Source organism: Rania fehmarnensis (genome assembly GCF_056494185.1).
The window spans coordinates 7,203,398-7,228,220 of the sequence record NZ_CM151398.1 but is presented as its reverse complement, the minus strand read 5'-3'; the positions used below and the strand labels follow the sequence as shown (position 1 = coordinate 7,228,220).

Below are 24,823 nucleotides of genomic sequence, written 5' to 3'. Positions count from 1 at the left end.
GCAGTCACCGTACCTTACATTTGTACGGCGAGTTATTCGAAGGATTCGTTGGCTGCGGGGAATGAGCCATTGCGAACGTTATCGCGATAGCTCTCGAAGGCAGTTTTCATCTGCTGGCCCAAGTTGGCCAGTGGTCGCACAAACTTCGGTACGTAACCACTGGTCAGGCCCAGCATGTCGTGAGTCACTAGCACTTGGCCATCGCAGTGCGGACCGGCACCAATGCCAATGGTGGGCACGTCGAGTTTCCCAGTCAGTTCCTGGGCCAGATCGCCCGGCACACATTCAATCAGCACGGCAAACGCGCCTGCCGCTTGTGCCGTTAGCGCATCATGCATCAGTTTCTCGGAATCGCGCATGACTTTATAGCCTCCCAGAGCATGCACACTCTGTGGTCGCAAACCCACGTGCGCCATCACCGGTATGCCGGCCGATACGAGGGTACGAATGGTCTCGGCTTGTTCGGCACCACCTTCCAGCTTCACTGCCTGGCAGAGGGTGCGTTTCATTATACGGGCCGCCACACGCAAGGTTGCTCTAGGGCCTAGCTGGCCATGCGGAAAGGGCAGATCGACCAACACCATTGCCCGCTTGGTCGCACGAGCCACCATCTGCCCGTGATAGATCATATCGCGCACCGTTACAGGCACCGTCGTAGCTTGACCCTGAACGACCATCCCGAGGCTATCACCAACCAGCAAGATGTCGATACCAGCTTCATCCAGAATGCGCGCCGTCGGAAAGTCATAAGCGGTCAGCACCGTGATCCGCTGACCGCGTTGTTTCATTTGTTTCAGCGTACTAACGGAAACAGGCTTGACGGATTCCGACTTCGACATGGAGTGCTCGAACCAAAGGTGAGTGTGGAAAAAAGCATTATAGTCGTATTTCGTGGCTCAGGACCCCTTCCGAATCGTCGCTATCGCTCGATTCGACCTCCCCAGGGCGAAGAGATCAATACAGCTTTTAACTCGTTGCTACGAAAACACTGCGTGGCGCACTCCGCTGCAAAACACTACCACTTCGGTAACGAGCCCCCTCCCGCAGACTTCGGCTGAACGCCTCGTCTGCGACCTCCCCCAGCTTCTTCGCCGGGGGAGGTGACTGTCACCTCTCCATGCGCAGCATGGGGAGGTCGGAGCCGGCGATAGCCGGGCTCCGGGAGGGGCGAGTCCAACTTGCTGACATTTCGAGTAGGAGTAGGAGTAGGAGTAGGAGTAGGAGTAGGAGTAGGAGTAGGAGTAGGAGTAGGAGTAGGAGTAGGAGTAGGAGTAGGAGTGGCTTGCAACAGTTATACGCAACGTGCAGGCAGCATTAGAAATTGGCTAGTTTCCGCCTCGAGCAGGACGATGAACGTCAGCAATGGGGTAACTCTCAAACGGCATTCACGGATTGAGCGCGGTTTGAAAGTTTGATCGACTAATCTCAACCATGTGCCAACACTCGACCCTGGAACGGATTCCTTCAGGTTGCAGCCGACTTGTGCAATTTATTTGGAATTTGGTTCTATGTCGAAGAAAGAGACCTTTCGGGTCGTTACACGTGGCAGCGACGGCAAACTGCGTATTCGCGATTTTCCTAGCAGCGATCCACTGCTGGAAATGCATACGCAAATTGGCGTAGATGATTGCAGCACCGATCTGCAGCTGCGTGGCTTGCCGATTTTTCGTGGTTTGATCGGACCGATGCCCGAGGGCAAGTCTATCATTCGCTACGAATCTCCCGAAGTCTTCGAGACGCTCACCAAAGAGTGGAGCAACACCAAATCGAAACGTCGTCGCCGTCGTCCTAGCCAGATGATGCAAGAAGGCGCCGAGCCAGAGCAGCTGTAGGTCGATTCGGCCTCCCCCAACTTCTTATTACTTCGTTGGGGGAGGTGACCGGTGGACTATTTTTGTTCCCAGCCTTTTTTGATGTTCTCGGCCTTCATGGCTTCCCACAGCTGTTGAATCTGTTCTGCCGAATTTGATACCCGCACTTCACGAGCCAATGGCGTGGCGCGGTTCGGGCTGTAGTCGGTAAAGTGAATGACATAAGCGGGATACTCTTCAGCTAGCTCCGCTTTATTGGTTTGCCACATGACGAACTTGCGAACCATCAATTCGCCTTTGGCTTGCTTGGTATAGACCTCGCGCGCCATCACCTGGCTGCTGGGCAAAGTCATTTGATGCGCGTCGCGATCGATCATAGGAACTTCGACCAGGTCGGCGACCTGCGCGATGCGGACATCGTCGACAGTGACTTGCTTGTCATCGCGCATTCGGACAAACTGGGGCGAAATTACGCTGACTAGGGGCAAGCGACGAATGACTCGATAACGCTGCGCATTGGCGTCCCAGTCGAGTGTCATGCGTTGGATCGGCGCACCCCGTGTCGACTGCGAGACGAGGTCGAGACAATTAATTTCGGCGACCCATCGCGGCTGGACCATTTGGTAAGCCACGTGATCCGAATTCACTTCGGCATACTCGCTCTCGACGACGCGATCCTTCAGATCAGCCAATAACTCGCGGCGCAGGTCATCGGTAAAGCCACCGCCTACGCGACAGAGAACGTGTAACGCACCATCGGGACGCATTACGGCCAGTAGCAAATCGTGCATCATGCCTAGTCGGTCACCAGTCGACTCAGTAAATCCAATCACCGCAGCGTCTAGCGAATAACGCGGTTTGATTTTGAAGTTGCCAGCGCTCTCGCTGCGCAAGACCAGCCCTTCGGCCCCGCTAGTCTCCACGACGTCGACGAACATCTTCTCGACATCTGCCGAGTTCTTAGCCGTCAGCATATCGACCGTGCGGCAACGCTGGCCCTTCTGAAAAATCTTCTGCAGTCGCTCCCACGCCTGGCTGAAGTTCGGCGGTGCCTGGCCATCGATCTCTAGCACATCAAAGGTACGAAAGTGTAGTTGATCCAAATCGGTTTGCGATTCGGGAGCGCGTGAAAATCGAATGACATCGTGCACGCGTTCACGTTTGGAGTCGGCATGTTCAACGCACAGTTCCCCACAGATCAGGGCTTCTTTGACGCCTGCATCTCGCAGTTGTTTTTCGGCTTCGCTCAGCAGCGGTAGCCCCACGCGCACGGTACCACCAGGATTGACCGTGAAAATCTCGCCATCGCGATAGACAAGCACAGTAAACTCGCCGTCCACTTTGCGACTGGCGTGATACTCGGCCGGCAGGATACGTTTACCGATCTCGCGGCGATCGAGAGGAATCATGCGACTGGCTGTTTGCCGTTTGTACTCTTGTACACGTGGCAACAGACTCGGGTCGACAATAGCTGCCGCCGGGCAAACCCCATAAGTACCCAGCTTGATTTCGATCTGTTGCCGATTCAGCGGTCCGCTCTTGGTGGACGCAGCGGCCGATTGAGGCGATGCAACTTTCTTCTTAGCCATAACGACTCAGGCTGCCCGTTCAGGAGGCGGCCGCCTCCGATGGTTTCTTCAATTCCAAATTGGATAGGTGCAACACCAGGCAATAACGATCACCGGATGTACGACCCTCCAAGAATCCCCGATACGGCGAACCGCCGCGCCGCAGGATCAATGGTTGGTTGGCTTTAGGACCCGCGCCGACCAACATGAAACTCTGCTTGGCCTCCAGCTCCTTGGCCATGGCATACAAGAAGTCATAAGTCAGACCATTGATGTGTTTCAGTTGTACCTTGGTCGAAAAGACAAACTTGCGCAGGGCTTCATCTTTGGCGATCAGCTTGCCTGACCAACGCAGAGGTGTTTCAGGCGTAACATTGGGCAGCGGCATGACTCGCAGTCGACGATCGCGTTGGGATCCGTCGGGATTGCGCACGATTTCAAATTGCTGCACCGCATGCGCGATACGTCGTTGGCTATCGACCAGTACGCGCGAAGTGTTTTGCAGATAGCTGCCTATCCATTCGAAATCGATTTCGGGGTCGCCATCGATCAACAGCTGACTGACCGCCGCCGCATCGCCCGCTTGTGCCAGCAGCGCCTGATACTCGTGATCGATGGTCGATTTCACAAAGCGAATGCTCATCGAAGCTCGACCACTGGGATCCAGCCAGCGCACGCGCAGCGGCGAGGCCACGCTGTCCATGCTGACCACCGCGTCGCGGCCCGCACTGTTGCATAAACTCAGTTCCGCCACAAGACTCCTCCAAGAAAAGTAATGGTCCCGCCAATGTACTGAACGAAGTATAGTCTGAACACAACCCAACTTAGAACGGGTATCCAGGCCCGTTAAATTTTACCAGTCAGATGCGAATTTCTGCCTGCGTTCCCATCGCTCTAACATAAGGAGAGTTTCCGCAGCGCCGGCTACGCCGCTAAGTCTTAATGCTCGGAGCGTTGCAGTCAAGCAAACTCAGTGTCCAGGCCTGAAAGGCCGATACAACCTCTGCCGGTCGCCGTAAGGCACCGGCAGGGTGACGGCGCAAGTGCCGGTTCGAACACGAGTAAATATTAGTTTACGCATAAAGTATTGCGAGCATCTAACAGCGGGAACGTTTGCAATCACCGCAGTCCGATCAGGTGATGCTGAGGTGCTAAAACACGCGACCGAGGACTTCGGTGGATGCCTTGGTTCTCCAGATTCTTTGACGCCGCTTTATTGGCTCGTCCCCTGTCTATTCCGTCGTTGGCCTCCCATCCATTCTAGTCATAATGAGCATTGTTTGTTCAGACTTGCGATTCTCAAGCGGTATGACCAAGTATGAGTGGTCAGGTACTGCTGGCAAGTCGAATGTGCGGCGTCCGGATTCTAAGTCAACCCAAGCTTTGAATGGTTGACCAGGGTTGGTTTGGAATGGTAGGGTACCGACCCAATCATCACCATTCGTTCTGAATGGGCCGTCAATATCCGGTCGAATGTAGATTTCCCAAGTATTGCCATTCAACGCACGATCCCCAGCTCGCCCTTCTATGATTCTTTCCAATGAAACATAGGGCCGCAGTGGATCTTGCTTCGATTTATACACGACGAGCCCGGTGGAAATCACAAGCATCGCTACGAGGATCGTGCGAATCGAAAGCCGTTTCATTTCACGTTTTGCAATGTGGCTGGAGTACGACAAAATTCAGCGAGCCCGAGCGGTTGACTCAACGCAAGTCAAAACTACTGACCGAGGGCTTCGTCGGCAACCCTTGGGTCGTCAATTTTCGCATTGGCCTAACTAGCCGGAGCATATTGCTCTCCCCATACTTCTCTGACTGCCTCGAAGAAGCGTCGTGAGGTGCTAGCGTAAACAAAATTCCAGCCGATCTCGATCGTCTCACCCATCCGTGTTTCGCAGAGCACTGAATAGAATCCGTCTGGATTGTGCCACCATTGTCGGGGCTGAACATAGAACCTCACAACATCTACGCGCCGAAAAATAGTTGGATTGTTGGGTTTCGATGAGTCGGAGAGGACAATTCGGTCAGGGAACACCTCTGTCAGATAGGTGACCGGGTGAATGAGCCCGTAGATGTATTTGAGCAGCACTATCCACAGTGCTGCCGCAATCGGTGGCGCGATCCAAGACGCATCTGAGGACATGTCTCCGGCGACGCCAACTAGCCCATTTGCTGCCAGGGAAACATACGTGAAAACGACGCAAAATAGGATAATGACAGGCAGGATTATCGCGGCAGAATCTCGTGAAGTTCGCTTGGCGGCAATCATGTTCATTGATCTATAAGACGAACGCTTTCAATCACCGCGGCCGCCGCGATTGATGTTGTTAGTAAGTTGGAGACCGCCGACGGCTCCGGTGGATTGCCTGGTTCCCGATGTTTTCGGCACGCGGCTAGCCAGCTTGAAGTATAGCTGGTCGACAATCGAACCCACAAGTAAGTTTGGCCGATCGCTCGTTTCCTCGGACTTGCGAACGACGTTGAGGTCTGCCTTTTACTTGCCCATTACAGGTGAACCGCAGATGGGCGCAGATGAACGCAGATAAAGACCAAGTCCTGTGCACTTATCTGAGCTCGTCTGCGGTTGCTATCCGAACCTGCCCACGGGTGCCGATCGCCGTAAGGCACCGGCAGCGCGGCGGCGCAAGTGCCGGTTCGAACAAGGGCAAACATTAGTTGATGCATAAAGTATTGCGCAGAGAGTGGGCGTCAGAAGACGGCGAGCTCAGCAGGACGACCAAGCAGCAAATGACCGAATGCGCTAAGCTGGTGTAGGCCATCAATCGACGGCACGTTCGGTTGGGCCAATGTAGCACAGTTTCCAATTGTCAAGGTGATCGACGTGTTATTGCCGGTAACGCGACCGGAGGCATTTCGTCGGCAACCAGCACGCTTTGCTGGAAGCTGGACCAGATTCCTGGAGAATCAAAATCGGAAGGAGGCAATTCAGTTGAGCACGGCAGGCCGGCGATTGTCAGGAAGTTAGCCAGAATCTGATAACCGACTTCGCTAAGGATCGATTCCGGATGAAATTGCACTCCAAAAACTGGCCATGTGATGTGCTCAACAGCCATGATAATCGACTGACCTCTGTCTTCCTGGCAAGTTCCAATGACACGCAACTCCGCAGGTAAGGATTCGGCCCGCGCTACGAGCGAATGATACCGCGCAGCTTCAAAAGGATTGGGCAGTCCATTCAGCAGTTTCGACGGTGTGTAATGCATTGCGCTGCTGCGACCGTGCACCGCTTTAGACGCCCGAATGATTTCACCTCCGAAGGCTTCGCAGATGGCCTGGTGTCCTAAACAGACGCCCAACATGGGAACCTGTTGATGGAACTGGCGAATGACTTGCAGGCACTGCCCAGCTTGTTGCGGTGCTTTGGGGCCTGGAGAAATGACGATGGCTGCGAAGCGACCAGCTTCAATGTCTGCCAGTGGTACCTCATCGTTGCGTACAACCACGGTCTCTTGCCCCAAGCGCCGCAAGTAGCGCTGCAGGTTGAATACAAAGCTATCGTAGTTGTCGATCAGTAAAATCATGAAGTGTTAAACCACCAGCTGATCGATGGCCCGCAGAATACCCTCGGCCTTATGCCAGGTCTCTTGTTCTTCCAGTTCAGGTTGACTGTCCGCCACGATACCACCACCGACGGGCAACTGCCACCATCCATCGCAGGCCGTCACCGTTCGAATCAAGATGCTCAGATCCATGTCACCTGCGGCAGAGATATAACCTAAACTGCCGCAGTAGGGACCGCGACATGTTGGTTCTAATTCGGCGATGATTTCCATGGCTCTGATCTTCGGAGCACCGGTAATGCTGCCGCCGGGAAAGGTTGCGCGCAGCAGATCAAAGGGCGAACGACCCGTTTCTAGTTTGGCTTCGATCGAACTGACCAGGTGCCAGACATATCGATAACCTTCCAGCTCGCACAACTGAGCCACGCGGATACTCTCAGGGTCGGCGATGCGCGAGAGATCGTTGCGAAGCAAGTCAACGATCATGACGTTTTCACTGCGATCCTTGGGGCTACTGCGCAGCAACTGCGCGATGCCTTGATCGGCGGCTGGATCGGTCATGCGAGGTCGAGTGCCTTTAATGGGGCGCGTTTCAATTTGCCCTTGTTGTAAGGTCAGAAAACGTTCGGGTGATGTGCTAATAACTTGCACACGACCGAAGTCAGCGTAACCAGCAAATGGTGCAGGATTGGTAGCCCTCAAATGCAAAGCCAGATCGGCTGCGGGACATCGCGCTTTGTGCAACAAGCGCTGAGCCAGATTAACTTGAAAGATGTCGCCTGCATGGACGTATTCAACCGCGCGCTCGACTGCCAGGCGATAACCTTCGGATGAGAAATTGCTGGTCCAATTGTTCGACCAGCGTGTCGGGTGTTGCGGAGCCAGGCGACTGATCGGCAGCGGCCAAGTGCCGGTCACAGTCAGAGGCCGAGGGTCTTTCGACGGCGACTCCATTTCTAGTTTGTTTAAAAACTGTTGGATGCGACGGTAGGCTTGCGTGGCGCGCTGCGCATCTTTCTTCAGCCAACCTTGGCTGATAATCCAACTCTGCCCGCGGGCATGATCCCATGCCAGCACAACATCATATAAACCCAGTGCCGCCAGCGGCAGTTGAAACTCGTTATAGCGAAACGTCGGCAAGCGTTCGAAACATGCGCCTAGTTCGTATCCAAACCACCCTAACCAGCCGCCTTGCAGTGGTGGCAAGTCAGCGATGGCTGGCTGAAAAATGCGTTCGGTGAAATTCGCGACGCCATCGAGCGCCTCGGGATACGGCTTGTCGATCCGCAGCGTCATCAACGGGTCGGCCGACATGTAGCTGTAGCGTCCGAGATTACCAAACGTTTGACTGCTGTCCAGCCAGACACAACCTGGCAAGACACTTAGCCTGCGGAAACAATATTCGGGAGTCCAACTGCTTGGTAACGATCGCACCAGCGGTTCGAACTGTTGGGTGACAAGCGACACTTGGTGGCGAACAGGCTGCGATTATGGAGAGTATTGAGTAAACGGCCAATTTTAATCATAGGATGCACAGCAGCATAGCATACGCATCCTGGCACCCCCGAGGTTCCTGGTTACTCACGCGTGATAAAGACCGCCAGGATCCCACCGGTGAGCAACCCGCCAAGAATAAACAGGGCAAAAGGTGTGGGTGAGTGTGACCAGCTCCAGTTGTCGGTCAGCGTCGTACCAAAGATGGCACCCAGAGTCGCAAATGGAAAGAAGAGAGCGGCCAAGACGTTTAAGCGGTGAGCGGAAACCAACATGCGATGGCTGGCAGTGGCTTGCTCCTCGGCGCGACGCACAACCGCCACATCCATGGAATTCTTGGCATCATCATAGAGCAGTTCCGACCACCGCGATAGTTCGTATGCCCTGTCGCGATGGTCAATCAAGCTGCGTTCCCGCGGCAAGGCTTTGCGGGCTTCTTCGAAAACCTCCAGTAGATTTCTCAGCGATCGAGCCACCGGCGCCAGACCTTCCAGCAGGCGCGAATAATCGTCGGCTGTTTGCGCCGCATGCTCCAGTTGATCAAACTCCTCGAGCCGCTTACTAAATCGCTGCAGATGCTGCTCGAGAGCCACTTTGCCAGGTGCTCCGTTGCTGGCTTGCCACTGGCCGTTTGCATCTCGCCAGTAAAGAATGCCGACTCGCGTTACATCGTCGGCTGCCGGGACATCGTGGAGAACAAGCAATAGTTGGTCCTGACTGTGCATCAACCGTTGCCGACCGGCTGTACTACCGAGTCGTTGTCGAAATTCGTCAGGAAGTTGCCAAAGAGCAGGAATCAATGGCACTTGGGCCATACACAGGTCCTTTCACTAAGCACGTTGACACGTTCAATGCGGATTAAAGCACGCTTCGTATCCGAGCAAGGTAGTTTACTTGTGTACTATATCTGGCTCGATTCCGCCTGTATCCAGGGCGCTGCTTTCCAGAAGATTGTTCTCGATCCTTCGCTTTTGTGGCCTGAATCGTTGTGTTACGATAAGTGCCCTTAATCCCGAATTGGATGTGTCCGCATGCTAATTGTCCACCAGGCGCCCACGAGCGTCATCATAACTTCTCATGACACAATCCGAATAAACTGTTGACATCGGCAAACAATCTTTGGAGATACGAACTTTGAGCGAAGAACATGTACTGGTCATTCCAGCGCGACGACTGGAGTTGTTGGGCAATTTTTCCGGCTTCGCACCTTTTGATCCAGCTAGCTTCGAAGCGATCCTCGATCCCGAGCACATGGAGTTTCGCCCGCGGAGCCAGGTTGAAGAAGATCCGAGTTTCAAGCAATTGATTCCCTACTGTATTTTGCAGTCGGGCCACCGATCAGCCAGTCGCTTCTTTCAGTACACACGCGGTTCAGGGCAAGGCGAAAAACGCTTGCATGCCAAACGCAGTATCGGCATTGGCGGTCACATCTCCCGAGAAGACGCCACGGGCGCCGACCTATATCGCTCGGGCATGCAGCGCGAGTTAGACGAGGAGATGATTATTGAGGGCGGCTATAGCGAACAACCGCTGGGCTTCATCTTCGATGACACGACCCCAGTGGGACGAGTCCATTTAGGCGTCGTACATGTCCTGACACTCGACAATGCCAATGCTCGAGCCCGCGAGAGCGAGATGATCGGCAGCGGCTTTGTCAGCCTCGAACAACTCTTGGCTGACAAAGACCATTATGAAACGTGGTCGCAGTTGTGTATTGAACAACTAACTGCGACAAATGAATCAATCTTGAATTCATCCATCAAGTTTTGAGATGGATGAATCATGCAAGCCGCGGACTACGAGCCTGGCAACCAGAGCTTGCTCTTACCAGGCTCAGATTCGGTTGCTTGGCCTGGCAGGACCAAACTCGACTGCGGCTCGGCGTCGGCTTCGGTGCGCCGACTGCTCATGCGTTGCAACATGGCACCCTCATCCATGCCGCCCCGCTGCCGCTGCAGTTGCTGATTCAAGCGTTGAATAAAGCTGATCAAGATCGGATCGTTGCGATACTTGGATACAGCTTGCTGCATATAGGTGCGTGCTTCGTCGATACGTCCAATTTGATTTAAGACTTCGAAGCGCTGAATAACTGTTTCGCCCACGGGTTGTCTCTGGGCAACTTGCAGCTCTTCGATTTCGCTTAAGAAGTTCAGCAGCTCTAGATAATCTTCGGCGTCGCGGCTGGCTGTTTGTAGCGCCGGCAATCGTACGGCATTGAGGGCTGGCGTCTTCTCTCGCGCGAGAACTTCACGCGCGGCTTCCGACAGCGCGCGGCCCAGTCGCAGACGGATGTAGGTAATGAACAGCTTGACCAACTGTTCTTCGGTAACCTTGCTCAAGTCGCAACGCAGTAGCGATAGTAGCGAACTGGCTGGCGCTGACTCGAGCTTCATCAGATCGGTTTCTGGCCAGGCCAAATTCAACTGCCCGTAAATGGCAGGAATGGTTCCCAGCGGCAAATTCACGTTTTGGCAAGATTCCAAATGTGTCAAGAAGGCGCGAACCATGGCCCGCTTGGGCTCCTGCTCGGCAGCTTCGACCAAGGTCAAATTGTCTAGCGCCGGCAGCGGCAGCGACAGCAGATTGGTGATCACAATCTCGCGGTACTGCGAACGTGACAGCGGTGACTCTTGGTTATCGCCCTTGCGCTGGGCAGGTCGGGTGATGAGTTCCAAGTAGTGTGTTCTGCGCGGAGCCGATGGATCGGTCAGTTCCGCTTTGGGAGCGAGCACTTCGATCAGCTTTTGGAACAAAGCTTCCGATTGGCGCGAGGGAATGATGTCGATCAAAGCGCGAGTCGGCTTGTCGGTTTGTCGACCGAAGATGGCTACCGATCCGACATTGAACTCGCATTCGGTTCCGTCGGACAATGTGTGCGTTTGGTAGATGATATACACATCGTGTGCCGGCACTTCATCTTGCACACTCAGCGCGTACCCTTCGGCCATCTGCCGACTGGCTTCGTTGGGCACCAGCCATGCGCCCTCGATCTTGCCCATTGCTTCGCGAGCGGCGGCGTCTGATTCGAGCTCGACATAACGCGAGAGCATCTGGGGCGCGAGGCTGACCTTGTTAGGTTCCAGTTCCAGTGCCAGCGCGGCAAAGTAATCGCGATTGAGTTCGTCCAACTCGCGAATGTTGCTCAGCTTGCGCGCAGTCGCGGTGGCTCCATCTTGATCGAGCAGCACCATTTGCAGTTCCAGCAACTTCTGCAGCGGCCAGACCTGGTCGGGGTAATCCCGCAGAATCGAACGCAGCTTGGTCTCTGCCTGACCATAACGGAAACCAACGGCCAACGATTGCACCTCTTGTGCACGTTCCGCCCAGGGCTTGCCATTGAGATTGGAATCGATAACTAGCTGCGCTTTGGTGAGCACACTATCGTCCAGCAAACCAGAATCGATCCGCTCCGAAGTAATCTCGCGATTGGTCAACTGTTCAATGAGTTCCAACCAGAAGTGACGCAAGGTGGCCGCCGGTGATTGACGCAGCCTGACGCACAGCACTTGCAGGCTGTCGAGCGATATCTCATGCACGGATTCGCGCGATTCTGCCAGGCCTTCCAGCAAGAGTCGCACGCCATCGGCCACCGGTTCACCCTCGGAAAAACTGACCAGCGAACGCATGATCAGAGCCAACGGGTTGTCGGGCTTGAGCTTGTAGAAGCGGCCGACTGTTTCCTTGAACGTTTCGACTTCATTTAAACGTAGAGCTACGTCCGCTTTCATGGCCAGCAACCAGGCGGCGCTGGGTGTTTTGGCGAGCAGCTGGTTGATGCGATCCATGGCAGCCAACGCCTGATCGCCTTGGATGAGCTTGACGAGCTTTTCGTATTCCTGCGGTTGATCAACGCATTTGCAGAATTTGATCTTTTTGCCACTGCCACATGGGCAGGGCTGATAGTTGTCGATGGTCATTGGAACAACGAATCCTGTGTGTGTATTGGTGGCGCTCAAGCGTGGAGCAGCCCGCAGTTTACCAAATTGTGCTTAAAGCCTGTAGCCCGAAGATCGCCTGGCAAAACGTTTAAGCACGTGGACACGTCCACGTGTCTAGTGCTGACGCATGCTCTGCATTCGCTGATTGAGGATCTTGGCGAGCACAGCGTCTGGGGCCTGGCTGGGGCGAATCAGCAAATAATCGCTTTTAGAAGCGGCACAAGCCCGACGAACACGATCCAGAAATCGTTCGAGAGCTTCCAGATATCCTTCGCGGAGCGCGCGGGGATTGCAGGTCAAGGTATCGCTGGTCTCCAACCCCTCAAAACGTGTGGGATCCGCAAACGGAAAATCCAGTTCGTCGTCATCCAGTACATGCAAGACCATCACGTCGTGACCCGCTCGACGCATCGTGGAGATGCCGCGCAAGATACTCTCTTCGGCCCCCAGCAAATCGCTGATCAGCACCATCAAGCCGCGTTTGGGAAAGATCTCGACGATCTCTTTGAAGACGGCATCCATGTCGGTCTTTTCGGCCGGTTTGGTATCCTCCAGCGAAGCCAAGATGGCGCTCAAATGATTGCGAGCCGTACGATAGGGCAAGCGTGTCCGAATCCGATTATCAAACATGACGCTGCCCACCGCATCCTGTTGCCGCAAAACCATATAAGCGATGCAGGCGGCCAGTGTGCAGGCGTAGTCGAACTTGTTCAACGCCCCGCGACCGTAGCGCATACTGGCCGACGAATCGACCAAGAGCGCGCAGCGGAGATTGGTGTCCTCTTCGTACTGCTTGATCACCAAACGATCTTGCCGAGCCCAGACTTTCCAGTCGACGTGACGCACGTCATCGCCAGCTACATACTGGCGATGCTGTACGAATTCAACCGACTGGCCGAAGTAAGGACTGCGGTGCGAACCGGAGAGAAAACCCTCGACGATTTGTCGAGCTTGTAACTCGAGGCGCGCGACACGTTTGACTGCCTCAGGAGGCAAAAATCTTCTTGAATCGGGCATCGCGAGTCAGCTCGTCTTCCGCTGTTGGCGTGGCATCAATCAGTTTCTTCACAACATCGTCGGTGGTAATACCATCGCTCTCTGCAGCAAAGGTCACCACCATGCGATGACGCAGCACAGAAGTTGCCAGCGCCTGAATATCTTCCACGCTGACATGAGTGCGTCCGCGCAGCAATGCTCGGGCCTTGCCACCGAGAATTAAGAACTGCACGGCCCGTGGCCCGGCCCCCCAGCCGATTTGTTCGTTGACAAAGTCCGGCACCCCGTCGGTACCCACTCGCGTTTGACGCACTAGGGCTAGCGCGTATCGAATCACATGATCGCTGACCGGCACGCTGCGTACCAAGTCTTGCAATTCCAGGATCTCTTGGCCGCCTAGGACTGGTGAAACGTCGAACTTGGCGCGCGAGGTCGTGCGCCTGGCGACTTCCAGCTCTTCATCAAACTTCGGATAGTCCACCAACACTTTGAACATGAAGCGGTCCTGCTGCGCTTCGGGCAGCGGGTAGGTGCCTTCTTGTTCAATAGGGTTCTGCGTGGCCAGCACAAAAAACGGATCGCTCAGCGGATGCCGCGTGCGTCCGACGGTCACTTGCCGCTCCTGCATGGCTTCCAGAAGAGCGGCTTGAGTCTTGGGCGGTGTGCGGTTGATTTCGTCAGCCAAGATAACGTTGGCGAACAAGGGACCTTCCATAAAGCGACGCTGCAAGGCACCGCTGTGTTCTTCCAGGACTTCCGTGCCAGTGATATCGGCCGGCATCAAGTCCGGCGTGAACTGAATCCGGCTGAACGACAGGCTCAGCGTGCGGGCTAGCGAACTGATCATGAGCGTTTTGGCTAGCCCCGGCACGCCTTCCAGCAGGCAATGCCCCCGGCTGAACAAGCAAATCAGTAGCTCGTCGATCACCTCTTGCTGGCCCACGATGGCCTTGCCCAGTTGATCCAGAATTTCTTGACGCGCCTTTTGCAAGCGGTCGATCGCGTCGCTGGGCAACGGTTGGTCCGGCGAACTAATCATGCAAACAATCCCTTCTAACGCTTCAGCCTCATACCAATGGAGTCCACTAATCCTATCACAATCCCACCACGGATGCATGGGATGGCCCAAAGCTGCCACACCAACCGCATGACCATGCGACCTGTCCGACCGCCTGGCACAGGAACTCTGGGCTGGAAGCCCCAAGCACTCCTGGTTAGAATCTCGGCTTACGACTCGCCGGATGGGTGGCCGAGTGGTTTAAGGCAGCGGTCTTGAAAACCGCCGTACCCTTGCGGGTACCGTGGGTTCGAATCCCTCCCCATCCGCTTGCTTCTTTCCTACCGCCTTTCCCGTAGCGGAAGCCGTCAAGGCTTTCGGCCCGGGCTCGTAACGATCGAGATCGTCCAGCTTTTAAGTCCAGCAGTTGCGTTGTGTTTAGGGTCTTGGGTGGCACTGGCAATGCGCAGCATAGCCAGTGCTCAAAACGAAGCGGTTGTTAGTAGGTCTGCAGTTGACCTGAGCTAATGAAACCGAAGTTTCAGAGCACCCTGAGAGGGCTCATTGGCCAACGAACCAACCCGTCACAGGCAGCACCCTGTCAGGCTGTATCCAAAACTTCGCTGCCATTGGTACAGCCACAGGGCTCGCCAAGAGCACCACTTCGTTCCATGCACTGGCTATGCTGCGCATTGCCAGTGCCACCCGAAGTACGATCTCTGTAGAGTTGTGTCCACGAAATGCTTGACGCATTCCGCTACCTGTTTTGTGTAGAATTGGCCGGCATGATTTTGGTTCGCCGGTTCATTCAACGAGGCGTTATGATTCGCAACTGCTTGCTCGGCTCTGTGGTACTGTTCACCTTGGGTTTCAACCTCGCGCACGCCCAGTCACCGGTCGTTGAGGCTCTGACCCAATACCTGGCCCAGCCCGCCGACAAACGAGCGCCGCTGGCGGAGCAGGAGTTTGCCAAACAACCGCTCAGCAAAGCGGAGGCGGCGACCACGCAAGAATTGCTGTGGAAAGACCGTCAGCAGCAACTGCGCATCGAACGCACAGCCGAGATGCAAGCTGAACAAATCACGGTGGGTGACAAGGTGATGCCTTTCAAGTTTGTCGAGTTTGGCGACAAACCATCCACGGGTCGCTCGCTGGTCATCTCGATGCACGGCGGCGGAAATGCACCCGCCAAAGTTAACGACGGTCAGTGGAAGAACCAACAGCGGCTGTACAAACTGAAGGAAGGCATCTACGTAGCGCCGCGAGCACCAACCAATACCTGGAACCTGTGGCACGAAGCGCATATCGATGAAATGTTCGATCGCTTGATCGAGAACATGATCGCTCTGAACGATGTCGATCCCAATCGAGTCTACTTGACCGGTTACTCGGCCGGAGGAGATGGTGTGTATCAACTGGCTCCACGCATGGCCGACCGTTTTGCCGCCGCGGCCATGATGGCGGGGCACCCCAACGAAGCCTCGCCGCTGGGGCTGCGCAACTTGCCTTTTGCAGTCCACGTCGGCGAAAAAGATGACGGCTACGGTCGCAATAAAGTTGCAGGCGAGTGGGACGAGAAGCTTAAAGCACTGCATGTAGCTGACCCAACGGGCTACGAGTACTACGTCAAGTTGCACGCCGGCCGCGGGCATTGGATGAACGGCGAAGATGCCGAAGCGATCGATTGGATGGCCAGCCGCGCTCGAAACCCTTGGCCCAAGAAAGTTGTGTGGCGACAAGATGATGTGATTGGCAGTCGCTTCTACTGGCTGGCCACTTCCCGCGAGGCAGCCAAGACAGGTCAAGAAGTCACCGCGACTGTCGATGGCCAACTCATCAAGGTCGCCGCAGCTGAAGATGTCAAGTTGAGCATTCGCTTGAGCGATTCACTGCTGAATCTCGATCAAGCCGTGCAGTTGCAGGTCAATGACCGACCGCTCAAAACTATTCAGTGTGTGCGTACAATCGCCGCTCAATCGCAATCGCTTTCAGAACGTGCCGACCCCACAGCGTGTTACTGCGTTGAGCTGGTGGCAGACTGAAACGACCAGCCCCACGCTCAGGTCGTCAATGGCAACGCGCTGTGAGCGAAGTCGTTATAGGCTTGCAGTAGGATGTCGGGGGCAACCTGTTGGCTACTGACCAGGCAACGCAGGCGGCCACGGCGGATGACGCCTTTCTCCATAAAATTACCGAACAATCGCAGCCGGGCCTGGCCTGCATCGGCCAATAGTTCCGATTGCTCCTGGTCGCTGGGGTGAACAAAAATGGCCACGTAGCCCGACTGAGTCTGACAGGTCAGCATGGCCACTGGACCTTCTTCGATCACCAACCCCGACTCGCCTGAAGCTCGCCACTCTCCAGCGGCAACTCGATTGATAACTTCCAAGGTGGGATGGGAATCCAGCAGCTGGGTCTGCACGCTCAGCCACAAGTCAAAACCGCATTCGGCGGTGCCCAGTTCAGCGGCCGGTATCGCGCGGTAATCGACTTGAAAGGCAAAACTATCGCTAGCCGATTGCGCATAGCGCACCATCAAATCGCTGCCGCGAACAAACCAATCATCAATCTGACAAACATGGCCGGGCACCGGATCAATGGCTAGCAAATGCCAAGGAGTTTCCAGTTGCCCTAAAACCAACGCTCCGGCCGATGGCTGAGCCATGTCCAATCGCCACTTCCATCCAGACCAATCAAGCTGTGCAGTTTGTCCTGTGACAGACCATTGCATAAAAAACACTTTCCTGAGATACGTATGTAGGTGTGGGTTACTTTTCAGACTGTGATGTGCGCGGGGCTTAAACTCTAACCGGGGCTCGTAGTGGTAATACACAGGCAAAAAGTCTGTGTCACGCTCCAGTTCTGCTGCTGGCCATCATACTCATTTCTGCTTTGGTTCACGAGGCTAATACACTTTAATGAACGCGGTACTACTGCCTGCTTTAGTGCGGGGGTGTTTGGATACACATGGCTTGAATCATCGCCCGATTCTCTTAGCCATTGACACGGATGTTGACCTCAGTGGTGCAGTGACGCGGCAATGGCTGGTCATTACACCCGACCATTACTCAATGGTACAGGAACTAGCCAGGCTTGAAACGAGTCCGATGGATCAGGCGGGCAACGTACTGCCACCGTCGCCAGCCGAGTTGCTGGCAGGCGGCAAACTGCTGCGACACGTGGCCACTGGCGAAGTAACCGCGGCTCGCACGCATGCTGGCGTAGGTTCGGGCGTGCTGCAACTAAAAATCGATGGACACTGGGTCGACTGGCTGCGGTACTCCAATGCCATGGCCACGCGGTTTCACAAGATCTCTCGCTTGATCGAACGCTATTGCCAGCACGATCATGCCCCAGAGATGCTGCAGTTGATGGGCGATGATGATGAAGCCAGGCTCGATCCGCACCGCTGCCCCAAATGTTCACTCCGGCTCTCGACCGCCACGGAAAGCTGTCCGCGTTGTGTACCCAAGGGGCAGGTTGCCAGACGCGTCATCGACTTGCTGCTGCCCTACAAGCGCGGCGCGATCATGTTGTGCTTGCTGACTGTCGTGGGCGTCGTGGCCGAGCTGATCCCGCCTAAACTCCAGCAGACGATGGTCGATCAGATTTTGACCACACCCGCGACGACCGGTTCTCCAGCGACTGGAGCAGTGACTGAGCAAGTCGATTTTCAGACCGCCCTCTTGGTCGTGGTGCTCGCCTTGGCCATGTCGCGCGTCATGTTGTCGGTGGTCGCCGTCTTTAAAGGGCGACTGGCTACCCAGATCGGTACGGGGCTAACAAGTACGCTGCGGGCGCAGATGGTTGAAAAGCTGCAAAAGCTAGCCATCGCTTATTATGATCGCCACCAGGTCGGTTCGATGCTTAGTCGCGTCGCCAACGATAGCGAAGTGCTGCATGGACTGATGCATCAATTCACCGGTGGGTTCTTGTTGCAAATCGTGCAACTGTTTGGTGTCGGGGCTATGTTGCTGTGGATCAATCCCAAACTGGCTATGTACACCTTGATTCCCGTACCCATGGTCTTCCTGGGCTCTTGGATCTTTTGGCGCAAAGTTTATCCGCGCCACTATCGCCTCTGGGATGCTTCCAGCAAGCAAATGTCAGTACTGAGCGGAATGTTATCGGGCATTCGCGTCGTCAAAGCCTTTGCACAAGAAGATCGCGAGTTCCAACGCTTTCGATCATCCAGCGATCACTTGCGAGACTGGCGTTTGTGGGTCGAAACCACCAATGCCAATTATTCAGCGGCCATGCAGATCGTGTTCAGTTTAGGCGGACTGATCGTGTGGTACGTCGGTGGCCGCGACGTGATTGGTCACGATATGACGCTGGGACAGTTGATTGCATTTTTGGCTTACCTGGCCATGTTCTATGCACCGCTGAGTGCTCTGTCGAGCTTCACTACCTGGCTGACCAGTTTTCTATCGGGCAGTCAGCGCGTGTTAGAGCTGCTCGACACTCCGCTAACGATCGAAGACGCCCGCCAGCCTCAAGCCTGGGACGAACCGAAAGGACAGATTCGTTTCTCAAACGTGACCTTCGGTTACGATCGCAATCAACCCGTCCTCAAAAATATCTCGTTTGAAGTCGCTGCCGGCGAGATGGTCGGCATCGTCGGTCGCAGTGGTTCGGGCAAGACGACGATGGTCAACTTGCTCGGTCGATTCTACGATGTTCAAGAGGGACACATCACCGTCGATGGTATCGACATTCGCCAAATCTCGCGCCAGCAACTGCGCGAGCGTCTGGGAATCGTGTTTCAAGATTCATTCTTGTTTCGTGGTACGATCTGGAAGAACCTCTCGTATGGTCGACCGAATTCCACGATCGAAGAAGGTATCTCTGCGGCCAAGGCGGCTGGAGCCCATGACTTTATTTGTCGTCAATCGCTGGCCTATGAGACTCTTTTAGGTGAACATGGTGCGGGGCTATCCGGCGGCGAGAAGCAGCGACTATCGATCGCGCGCACTCTTCTGTACGACCCTCGCATCCTGGTCTTGGACGAAGCCACCAGCAATATCGATGCAGAAGCGGAACGCAGTATTCAGCAAGCGCTCGAAGTGTTGATTCGAGGGCGCACCACGGTGGCCATCGCTCACCGCCTGTCCACGCTCCGCAATGCCGATCGCATCTTGGTGTTCGACCGCGGCACGTTGTCCGAACAAGGCTCGCACGCCGAACTGTTAACGCAAGACGGCATCTATGCCAAACTGGTACGCATGCAGACTCAAGTTAGTAAGACGCCAACGGTCGACACGCTGCTGACCGAGCCAACCAATCGCATTAGCCAACACTTGGATGCCGATGGTTCTTCTTCCGAGACGCCCAAGGAGTCTTCCACCAACTTCATTCAGTGGCTCGCATCGACGGAATATGTATTCAAGCAAGGTCAGTTTGGACAATTGGAACTGTGGCACGGCCAAGAGTGCTGCGGCAAAGGAGCTTTCGTCTTGCGCACCTTCCCGGCATCGCACAGCGAGAGCTACTTGAGCGTTCGCGGCTGGAACGAGTCGGGCGAAGAGGTCGAACTGGGCATGATTCGTCAGTTATCCGATTGGCCAGACGATTCGCGTCGACTGATTCAAATCAGCCTCGATCAGCGCTACCTCATGCGCGAGATCAAATCCGTGAACAGCATCGCTCTCAGTCATGGATATCTCGACTTCGATGTCCGCACCGATTCGGGGCCGCAGCGTTTCACTATGCGCTGGACTCAAAGTCAAGCGCTCGATTTTGGGGACGAGGGAAAGTTGCTGATCGATAGCGAAGACAATAGGTACCTGGTGCGCAGTCTCGATCAGCTCTCAGCCAAAGATCGTGAGAAGTTCTTGCAGTACGTCTACTGGTAAAGAATCGTAGCCATCGTCGCCAGACGGTGGACTCCGTCACCCGACGGTGGACCCTGTAGCCACCGTCGCCAGACGGTGGATTCGTGGACTCCTCAGGCGGCGAAAATCCACCGCTTGGCAGCGGTGGCTACCAAAATCAAGCTAGCTAGAACTTCCATCTCAGCTCGACTCGATTACCGACGATGTCGTCCGCGTTGCGCAGGAAGCCATACATGCTATCGGCGCGGAAGATCCAGCGATGGCTGATGGGTCGTTGATAGCGCACACCCAGTGCGTATTGATCACCAGCGACACGGCGGAAGGCTCCGCTGCCGTAGCTGCCCAGGGCGGCTGTTTCTAGAACCAATTGATCGCGAAAGTTGGCGCCGAGAATATTCAGACCCAGCGCTGCGCCGTAAGTATTGGCGGCAGTGGGATCAAGGGTGGGATAGCCGGTCAAACCGTCAGTTTCAAAGTTGATACCCGTGTTGCGCAAGATGCCGCCAGAACCCGCAGCGCGACCCAAGCTCTGCGGCCTGCCTGATCCATACCATAGGTTGCAATACGGCACGAAAGTATTGGGCATGAAACTGATCAGCGAGTTTTCAACCAGGAGCAGATAGCCATCGGCCGTTCGCTGACCCTCGGGCAGATCCTGTCCAAAGTTGGTGATGAAACGCACGGAGTTGGAGAGCTTCATCAAGTAACGGCGCGTAAAGGCGATGGCAAAGTTATTGTAGCTGCGCTGCTGGCCAACATCGTCATGAACGTACGCGTAATCCACTTCGAAGTAACCATCGTAGGCATCGATAAACCAGGCAGTACCCAGTGCTTCGGCGGCAGAGTTGCTGCCTTGGAATGCATCGCTGGTCAACTGGTCGCCGACAGCGAAGAACGTGGCGTCGAAGTTGGACCAGTGCAACTCGGGACTGTTACGTGCCGGAATCGCAAAGGCGCCACCCAGGACCGCGTCTTCCATCCAGATGCCGTTTTGATACAGCAGCGGCACTAAACCAAAGGTGAAGGGCAAGTCGAACGGCGAATCGATTCCAGAGAATCCGCCAGCGATCGAACCGACGTCGCCTTCGAAATACAACGTATCGAACCTGGCATCGGTTTCGAATTCGAATTCAGTGTTATCGGTAAAGTCCAAGCGGGTGAACTGGTTGTTGTTATCCAGTGGTCCCATAAAGCCGTGAATGCGTTCGGTGGCCGTCAGTCCCAAGTCCATGTCGAGGTTTAGACGATGTGCCCAACTGTGCGCCTTGCCTGCCTGGTTGCGGTTGACACCTACGGCGGTGCGATAGTCGCCATAGACATAGAAGTGCGGAAAGAGCAGATTGGTCTTGCCGAATATATCAGGTGCCGGTGGATAAATGCCGGGAGTATAAAATGGTCGCCAAAACTCGACCCATGGTCTCTGCACGGGCACGGCATACTTGCCGCGATAGGTTGCCAACTCCTCTTGAGGATTGTAGGGATGCGTTGATAGTGGCGTCGGCAGGAAGGAACCTGGATCGTACGGTGCTTGCCGGATGTCACCACAATTCATGGCGGGGCTCGGCGACTGGCAGTACGGGTTTCCCGCCTGGGTGGCGCCAGGTATCAACCAGGCATCATAGTTGCCGCTGGTCAGGTTAGGCTGAAACGGAGCTTGGGGTTGGGACGTAACTAACCCTTGCGCGGGATTAGTTGGCTGCGCAGCGGGTTGTGGTTGGCTGGCGAGCAGAACATGCGGTGGCGGAGCAATGGTCAAATCGACAGGCCTAGGCCTGTACGGCGACTGGATCGCCATCGGATAGATACCTTGAGCGGTCTGGGGAATGGCGTCAAGTGATTCGGGTACAAACGGAGTATCAGGTGGCAGCATCAAGCCACCTGACGACTGCCCAAGTGCAGCCGGCATCCACGACCCGCTGCAAGCTAGCAGTAATAATAGTACTCCTCGCCCCCACCAACTCATCAGTCGTCTCTACTCTCTAAGCTCATTGGCCGTCTGATCTCAAATGCTTTATATGTAAAGTATCTTGCTGCCACGTGCGGTTTGCTCAGTACACCTGAAACTCGACGGCGTTAGGTTGAACATCCAAGGTTTGTTCCAACATGCGACGTTCCATCTCGGGGGTTGCCGTGCAAAAACGCATAAAGTAAATCGGTTCCATGCGACTGCGCATGCGGACACTCAGGCGATAAGTGCCAGGTTGGCTGAGCAAATTACCGGGAATGCGATAGTCGGCCACTCGAAATCCGAGCGGCGGTACGGAGTGGGCTTCCATGCGCACCAGCGGCGGATGATTCAGCACGGACACCGGTACTGCCCCCGGCCGCAAAAATGGCAATTGATCCTGGTCGACGTTCACTGGCAGGTACATTTCGCGATCGGTGCCTTTGACGCCGGTGATTAAAAACTTGGTCTGCAAGTTCATCAGTTGCAGGTCGGGTTTGATCAGGCCCTTGCGAACTTGTAGCGAATGCATGTCAGCCAGGTCACCGTTGCCATCCAAGTAGCCAGATTCCCACAACCAACGACCATCGGGGCCAGTGAGTACGACGTTCAACCACAGTTGCGGTTGCGCTCCCAGCGAACCCGTGGGCATGTTGTGTCCGTCGCTGGTGTTATGAATTCGATACTTGACGTGTAAATCTTCGCCCACGCGGCGTGAGGATTGAAACTCGGGGCCTTCAATGTGAGCCGCATTGTTCATCGTGCGCGTAGCCATATCGCGTTTGAGCGACAGTAGTTTGAAGTTGTCGTCCAGGATTTTGCGGGCGTCACGTCGATCATCGGTTAGTTGCCAGGCTTTGGGGAAGCAGTCTTTGGCTCCTCCCAGGCTGGCGATGTGCTTTTCAAACTCAGGCGTTCCCCAGCCGGCGCGCCAATCGAACTCCAGCCACTGTTCGATAGACCAACGCAATGATTTTTCGTTGTGCGGAAAGATACCCGGGTGCGCGATCGAATTGCCCGGTCCATGGAACATGTGATTGGAATGTTTGCGATTACTGTCCACGACTTTGCCGCTCATCTCGGCCGCGGCGCCACAACTGTAACCTTCTGCTTTCCCAGGTTCGATGCCCATGTGGCAATCTTGACAGGACACGCCGCGGGCGCGAGCCGGGCTGGCGCGATACTGCGCCCAGACGACTTCCAACTGAATGCCCGGATGTACGGCTACTTGATGACAGCTAACGCAAAAGCCACTCTGTCCGAGTTGTTCAAAGCGAATGGCACCTTGATGCAATTCTTGTCCAGGCCGCTTGTCCCCGGGGTGAAGTTTTACTTTGTAATTGTCGGCATCGGCGGCCACGCGCGCGATGCCATCGCCGCCAATATTGCCTACGACCGGTTGATAGATATCGCCAGGTTCAATGCGACGTTCGCCATTGACGCGACCATAACGTTCGATCACTCGATGGCAAGCCACGCACGTTATACCTTCGCGAAACACGGCGGCTCCGTCGGCAATCGAGGCTTCGCGCGGATAGGACATCTGCGTGGCCACCGGTGCATGACAGCGCGTGCAGAAAGTGCCTACGGTACCTTTAGTGACTACGGTCATCGCCTGTTCAAAGCGTTGGAACATGGGCGATACAGCGGCATAGGCGTGCGCGCTGACTCGCCATTCGTCATAGATCTTTTGGTGGCACTTGGCACAACGCAGCGCCGACGGATAGAGCGTGTCGGCAAAAGCATCTGCATGCGGATCGGAACCGGCTGGCACCGTCGAACGATCGGGTGTGTCTTTGCCGTGGCCAGCACCAGGTAACGACTGCGAGGCGCGTCCAGGTGCCTGCTTGCTCATCGCATCCAGTGGATTATCGCTGGGCTGATTGGGGCCTGCGGGTGCCAGTAAATCATCGGCGCTACCGGCAGTTGGTGAACCGGAGGGTGCTAACAAATCGCCGCCATCCAGTAATGAATCCTGACCGGCAGGTGCAGCTTGACCTCCGCTGGGACCCGCGTTCAAGGCATCGATGCCTCGAGGTGCAGGCAGCGGAGCCGTAGGGGGCTGGACCATCACCCGGACAGAATTGTAGGGGACACTGGTAAGCTGTGCCGGTATCGAAGAATAAGCTGGCTGATTCAGTTGCTGTGCCTGAGTGCTCACCGCTCCGTTTCGCAATAGCGATGGCCATTGGTGGCTAGAGTAAATGTAGCCTGTCGGATAACCTGCGGAGTTACCGTTTGGCAAGCTGTATCGATTAACTGGAGACGGAGCATTAGGCGCCAGAGGTACAGTCCAGTGCGTCGCTACGTTAGCTTTCGGCGGCTGGGGAGCAGTAAACGCTTGCTGCGCCAATACCTGTCTGACCGTCACGCTCAGCGCCAAGGTTAGCAAGATCGTTAACGCAGAGTGCACGCGCGGTAGGGTTAACCCAACCATTGTCAATTCTCAGCAGGAAACTTTGACGCAGCAGCGCAGGTCGCTACCGATGGTTTATCACTAGCAGTACGATCGACCGCCAAAACCGGTGCCATGATTCCGCTGAGATTAAAGGTCAGAGCTCCCGCGACCCTCAGGGTTTAACAGGCGGGTTTGCGAAACGTCCAGCGCAAGCCTCCGCCAACTTACCCCACCCAATGGCTGAGCCGCTTTTCACAAAGTAAGTTGCTCAAATCCTCTTCCCAGATTGCAAGCCGACCAGCGCCCATTGGTACTCATTTG

Annotated in this window: 17 protein-coding genes and 1 tRNA gene; 5 read left to right on the top strand and 13 right to left on the bottom strand. The window is 55.3% G+C overall.

Features of this window, described 5'->3' with window-relative positions; all coding sequences use genetic code 11:
- Positions 1-32: 32 nt before the first annotated feature.
- Positions 33-839, bottom strand: a complete 807-nt coding sequence (gene panB, locus SH573x_RS24520) for a 3-methyl-2-oxobutanoate hydroxymethyltransferase (protein ID WP_479350616.1) — start codon at positions 837-839, stop codon at positions 33-35.
- Between the two features lie 669 nt (positions 840-1,508).
- Between panB and SH573x_RS24515 the strand changes: the two genes are divergently transcribed.
- Positions 1,509-1,832 carry a hypothetical protein gene (locus tag SH573x_RS24515; protein WP_479350615.1) on the top strand — a complete coding sequence of 108 codons (324 nt, stop codon included), beginning with the start codon at positions 1,509-1,511 and terminating at the stop codon, positions 1,830-1,832.
- A 56-nt stretch (positions 1,833-1,888) separates the two neighbouring features.
- Here the strand turns inward: SH573x_RS24515 and SH573x_RS24510 are convergent, their stop codons facing one another.
- The 6 genes from SH573x_RS24510 to SH573x_RS24485 form a co-directional block, all read right to left on the bottom strand.
- A complete protein-coding gene (locus SH573x_RS24510) occupies positions 1,889-3,400 on the bottom strand; it encodes an ATP dependent DNA ligase (RefSeq protein ID WP_479350613.1) in 1,512 nt (503 codons plus the stop codon).
- Positions 3,401-3,419: 19 nt separating this feature from the next.
- Positions 3,420-4,133 (bottom strand): hypothetical protein, encoded by a 714-nt coding sequence (locus tag SH573x_RS24505; RefSeq protein ID WP_479350611.1) that lies wholly within the window; start codon positions 4,131-4,133, stop codon positions 3,420-3,422.
- Between the two features lie 1,020 nt (positions 4,134-5,153).
- A complete protein-coding gene (locus SH573x_RS24500; protein WP_479350610.1) occupies positions 5,154-5,648 on the bottom strand; it encodes a hypothetical protein in 495 nt (164 codons plus the stop codon).
- 559 nt (positions 5,649-6,207) lie between these two features.
- The gene (locus SH573x_RS24495; RefSeq protein WP_479350608.1) at positions 6,208-6,921 is read right to left on the bottom strand and encodes an anthranilate synthase component II; all 714 of its coding nucleotides are present in this window, start codon (positions 6,919-6,921) and stop codon (positions 6,208-6,210) included.
- A gap of 6 nt (positions 6,922-6,927) precedes the next feature.
- Complete coding sequence (locus SH573x_RS24490) at positions 6,928-8,367, bottom strand: anthranilate synthase component I family protein (RefSeq protein ID WP_479350606.1); 1,440 nt, start codon at positions 8,365-8,367, stop codon at positions 6,928-6,930.
- 110 nt (positions 8,368-8,477) lie between these two features.
- On the bottom strand, positions 8,478-9,209 hold the full coding sequence (locus tag SH573x_RS24485) for a hypothetical protein (protein ID WP_479350604.1): 732 nt from the start codon (positions 9,207-9,209) through the stop codon (positions 8,478-8,480).
- A 319-nt stretch (positions 9,210-9,528) separates the two neighbouring features.
- Here SH573x_RS24485 and SH573x_RS24480 point away from each other — a divergent pair, with 319 nt between their 5' ends.
- Positions 9,529-10,164, top strand: a complete 636-nt coding sequence (locus tag SH573x_RS24480) for a phosphoesterase (RefSeq protein WP_479350602.1) — start codon at positions 9,529-9,531, stop codon at positions 10,162-10,164.
- Positions 10,165-10,190: 26 nt separating this feature from the next.
- On the opposite strand, the gene SH573x_RS24475 is transcribed toward SH573x_RS24480, so the two are convergent.
- The 3 genes from SH573x_RS24475 to SH573x_RS24465 all read right to left on the bottom strand — a co-directional run bounded on the left by SH573x_RS24475 (position 10,191) and on the right by SH573x_RS24465 (position 14,367).
- Positions 10,191-12,311, bottom strand: coding sequence for a hypothetical protein (locus SH573x_RS24475; RefSeq protein WP_479350601.1), 2,121 nt, complete (start codon positions 12,309-12,311; stop codon positions 10,191-10,193).
- Positions 12,312-12,446: 135 nt separating this feature from the next.
- Positions 12,447-13,349: a DUF58 domain-containing protein gene (locus SH573x_RS24470; protein ID WP_479350599.1), complete on the bottom strand. Its 903-nt coding sequence runs from the start codon at positions 13,347-13,349 to the stop codon at positions 12,447-12,449.
- Complete coding sequence (locus SH573x_RS24465; RefSeq protein WP_479350598.1) at positions 13,318-14,367, bottom strand: AAA family ATPase; 1,050 nt, start codon at positions 14,365-14,367, stop codon at positions 13,318-13,320. The genes SH573x_RS24470 and SH573x_RS24465 overlap by 32 nt, the downstream gene beginning before the upstream one ends.
- Before the next feature lie 200 nt (positions 14,368-14,567).
- Here SH573x_RS24465 and SH573x_RS24460 point away from each other — a divergent pair.
- Positions 14,568-14,654 (top strand) — tRNA-Ser (locus tag SH573x_RS24460).
- A 492-nt stretch (positions 14,655-15,146) separates the two neighbouring features.
- Entirely contained in the window at positions 15,147-16,367 is a 1,221-nt protein-coding gene (locus SH573x_RS24455) for a dienelactone hydrolase family protein (protein ID WP_479350597.1), read from the top strand.
- A gap of 17 nt (positions 16,368-16,384) precedes the next feature.
- Here the strand turns inward: SH573x_RS24455 and SH573x_RS24450 are convergent, their stop codons facing one another.
- Positions 16,385-17,056 (bottom strand): hypothetical protein, encoded by a 672-nt coding sequence (locus tag SH573x_RS24450; protein ID WP_479350595.1) that lies wholly within the window; start codon positions 17,054-17,056, stop codon positions 16,385-16,387.
- Positions 17,057-17,243: 187 nt separating this feature from the next.
- Here SH573x_RS24450 and SH573x_RS24445 point away from each other — a divergent pair, with 187 nt between their 5' ends.
- Positions 17,244-20,180 carry an ABC transporter transmembrane domain-containing protein gene (locus SH573x_RS24445; protein ID WP_479350594.1) on the top strand — a complete coding sequence of 979 codons (2,937 nt, stop codon included), beginning with the start codon at positions 17,244-17,246 and terminating at the stop codon, positions 20,178-20,180.
- 145 nt (positions 20,181-20,325) lie between these two features.
- Here SH573x_RS24445 and SH573x_RS24440 read toward each other — a convergent pair whose 3' ends face one another.
- Together SH573x_RS24440 and SH573x_RS24435 are read right to left on the bottom strand one after the other, a co-directional pair.
- Positions 20,326-22,065 (bottom strand): hypothetical protein, encoded by a 1,740-nt coding sequence (locus SH573x_RS24440; protein WP_479350593.1) that lies wholly within the window; start codon positions 22,063-22,065, stop codon positions 20,326-20,328.
- A gap of 142 nt (positions 22,066-22,207) precedes the next feature.
- Positions 22,208-24,541: a multiheme c-type cytochrome gene (locus SH573x_RS24435; protein WP_479350591.1), complete on the bottom strand. Its 2,334-nt coding sequence runs from the start codon at positions 24,539-24,541 to the stop codon at positions 22,208-22,210.
- Positions 24,542-24,823: the final 282 nt, after the last annotated feature.